This is a genomic window from Hyphomonas sp. UBA3601 (assembly GCF_002375605.1).
GTDB lineage: Bacteria > Pseudomonadota > Alphaproteobacteria > Caulobacterales > Hyphomonadaceae > Hyphomonas.
Genome location: NZ_DFME01000108.1, coordinates 1 through 3,582, shown reverse-complemented (window position 1 = coordinate 3,582; position 3,582 = coordinate 1). Strand labels below are relative to the sequence as shown.

Annotated in this window: 1 protein-coding gene; it reads left to right on the top strand. The window is 61.7% G+C overall.

Annotation, left to right across the window (positions count from 1 at the left end; translation table 11 throughout):
* Positions 1 to 4 precede the first annotated feature (4 nt).
* The coding region (locus B4F73_RS11040; protein WP_290483268.1) for a beta-ketoacyl synthase N-terminal-like domain-containing protein at positions 5 to 3,582 on the top strand (3,578 nt) is incomplete at its 3' end.

Here is a 3,582-nt window from a genome sequence, read left to right as displayed (position 1 = left end):
CATCATGAACCAGCCGATAAAGCCTGCCACAGCCTGCCGAAAGGTGGGCGCAGATCCGAAGACTGCGCGAACTCCGCCAACGGATTTGCTTGAGGCGGAACCTCAGCAGCTCGCCATTGTCGATGTGGTGGAAGAAGCGCTGCAATCGGTAAAGCCTGTCGCATCCGATCGGGTGGGCATTTTTACCGGCATGGGCTGTGCGTCAGATTCGGCGCGTTGGCTGTTAAGAGAACGCTTGGCAAATCTGGCAGGATTATCCCGGAACTCCGAGGAGCTTGCCACTGCGCAGGCCCTCATTGCGCCACCGCTTCATGCAGCCACCGTTCTAGGTGCCATGGCGAACATGACCGCCAATCGCGTGACCTATGCGCATGATTTCCAGGGCATGGGGTTCTCGGTGTCTGCCGAGGCGGCTTCCGGCCTTGCCGCGCTGGACCTCGCCGTCGAAGCGCTGCGCTTGGGTCAGCTGGATATGGCCATCGTGGCCGCAGCAGACTTTGCGACCGAACCGGTTCGTGCCGCTGCGCTCGCAGATATCGGCATTACAGTGCGACCTGGTGACCAGGCTGCGGCCATCGTCCTGAAGCGAAAAGACGACGCTGAAGCCGCATCGAATCGGAACTTCGGGTCTCTCCATGACGTCAACTGGTCTAAGGGCGGAGCGTCCGAAACAGGCGTCATAAATCGCGTATTCGGCAAGGCTCCTTGCGCCTCGGTCGTGTTCGAACTGGCCCTGCAAGCGCAGCTCTGCGCACGGGGGCATGTGCTGACGGCGGAAGGCGCGGTGCCGGACATACGGGAAACGTCTCTTCCGGTCGACATCTCGGTTGCAGCAACGCAGCTCAACACCGTTGGCTCCGTCACATTCGATCCTGCGGATGCGGTGCCCATACCAGATGCGCTGCGGCCGACACCCTTCCTGTTCTGGGCCTCGGCAAAAGACAAAGCGACGCTCGCCGCGCGCATGGCATCCGGCAAGGCCGGGGGCAGGGGCAAATGCCGTATTGCGATAGTGGCGCCCACTGAGGAAGCGCTCGCGGAACAGTTGGATTCTGCGCAGCAAATGCTGGAGCAGGGCAAAGCCCCTGTCGGCGACGGCGTCCACTTTGGCGAAGGCAAGCCTGAGGGCGAACTCGCCTTCATGTTCACTGGATCTGCGGCCGTTTATCCCCGCATGGGACGTGGTCTGCTCTCGGCCTTCCCGGAATTGCGCCAGCGTCTCGCCAAACTCGACAAGGCGGACGAGATCGCCCCACTGCTCGCCAAGGCAAGCCTAACGGAATTTGAACAATTGTGCGCTGGCACGCTGATGAGCCAGGCACACGCAATCCTGTTGCTGGACCTTCTCGGTCTCAAGCCGGATGCGGCGCTCGGCCTGTCGCTTGGCGAGAGCAACGCGCTGTTCGCTTTCGGCTTCTGGCGTGATCCCGGCGCTCTGCTGGACGAGATTTCCGATGCCGCCATGTATGAGCGCCATATCGGCGGCGAGTTCGAAACGGCAAAAGAGGCGTGGGGCCCGAACGTCCCGGCGGACTGGACCAATTGGCGTGTCCAGGCGCCGGTTGATGCCGTGAAGCGTGAAGTCGCCAAACATACCGGCGTCGAGATTACGATCATCTATTCGCGAACAGACTGCATGATCGGTGGCCCGGCTGAGGCCTGTCGCAAGATCTGCGAATCTCTTGGGCCCGGCAGCGGCGCAAAGATGCACCAGCATCTGATTGTGCATGCCAAGGCCATGCAACCCTTCGCGGAGACGTGGCGCAAGCTGCATACACGCAAGATGCATGATGGGGGCGGGGTGCGTCTCTACGCCAATGCCGTCAATGCCGCCTATGAGCCGACCAGCGAAACCTCGGCAGATATGCTAACCCGGCAGGCCATCGATACAGTAGATTTTCCGCCTACGGTCGAACAGGCATGGAAAGATGGCGTGCGCACCTTTGTGGAGCTTGGCCCGCGCGACACGCTGACCGCAGCACTTGGCAATATTCTTGAAGGCAAGGACTACAATGCGGTCGCCACCGACCGCATTGAAACAGCGGACTTGGGACAGGTCGCCGACCTCGCCGCCTTCCTGTTCGCGGACGGGCGCGCTCCCAAGATGAAGCCCGTCGCAGACGCGCTCGACGCCGCGCGACGCAACAGGACCGTGCGGCCTGCGCCCTGGGCGCTGACACGCGATGTCCCTTACGCCAAGCCTATTGTTCCGGCCCTAATCCCAACAAGCCGGATGCCGGTTGCGCCGATTTTGGCCGCCGTGAACTATCCTGCGCCATGCGATTCAAAAGTCAGCACCACGCAGGTGCCATTCCCCGCGCCGCCGGCAGACCGACCGATGCCTGCGCCGCGCAAGGTGACTGCTGGAACAGAGCCACTTCTGCCGCGATCACCCGCAGGACCGCACTGGAACTATCCCGAGATCGAGAAATCCACGCGTGAGAAGATGTCTGACTTCTTCGGTGCCGCATTCAAACCGCAGGACCAATATGCTCGTCAGGTGCGCCTGCCAGCGCCCCCTTTGCTGCTCGTCGACCGGATCACCGGAATCGATGCAGAGGCCGGAGTCGAGAGTACCGGCATCATCTGGACCGAAACCGATTTGAAGCCGGATCAATGGTTCATCCATGATGGCCGGATCCGGCCCGGTCCGCTGATCGAAAGCGGGCAAGCTGACCTGACCTTGATTGGCTGGATGGGGGCGGACTTCAAGAACCAGGATGACCGGGTCTATCGCCTTCTGGGGTGCGAAATCACATTCCATGAGGGCGGCCTGCCAGAGCCCGGTGAGACGCTACACTTCCAGATCGAGATCACCGGGCAGGCGACACTCGCCGGTGTCCGCATGTTTTTCTTCCAGTATGATTGTATGGCGGGCGACCGCCGCGTCTTCTCCGTGCGAAACGGTCAGGCCGGCTTCTTCAGCGATGAGGAACTTGCCTCCGGAAAGGGCGTCATGTGGGATCCCGCCAAGGATTCACCGCCTACCGCAGACCCCGCGCCATTTGCCGCCGAGGGCGCGAGCCGGAAGCGAGCTTTCAGTGCCAAGGATCTGGACGCTTACCGTGTCGGTAATGCCTGGGCATGCTTTGGCGACGGGTTCGAACTGGCGGCCGCGCAGTCACGTCCGATCCGTCTGCCGGACGACAGGCTGGCTCTCTTCGATGATGTCGAAGCCTTTGACCCCCATGGCGGGCCGTGGGGCAGGGGATATTTGAAAGCCCGCGCGCATGTACCCGTCGATGCCTGGTTCTATGAGGGTCATTTCCACAACGATCCCTGTATGCCCGGCACGCTCATGGCAGAGGCCGCCGTGCAGACACTGGAATTCTACGCAGCGGCCGCCGGCCTGCTGACCGAACGTGACGGGTATGTCTTCGAACCGATGCCGGGCCATATGGCGCAATTCGTCTGCCGGGGGCAGGTCATTCCGGATACGGACCACGACGTGACATATGAGGTCTTCATCGATGAGATCATTGATGGAGAAGCCCCGGAAATTTACGCGTCCCTTCTGGCAAGCAGTGACGGCAAGAAGGTGTTCTACTGTCCGCGCTTCGGCCTGCGCCTGCGCCGCGACTG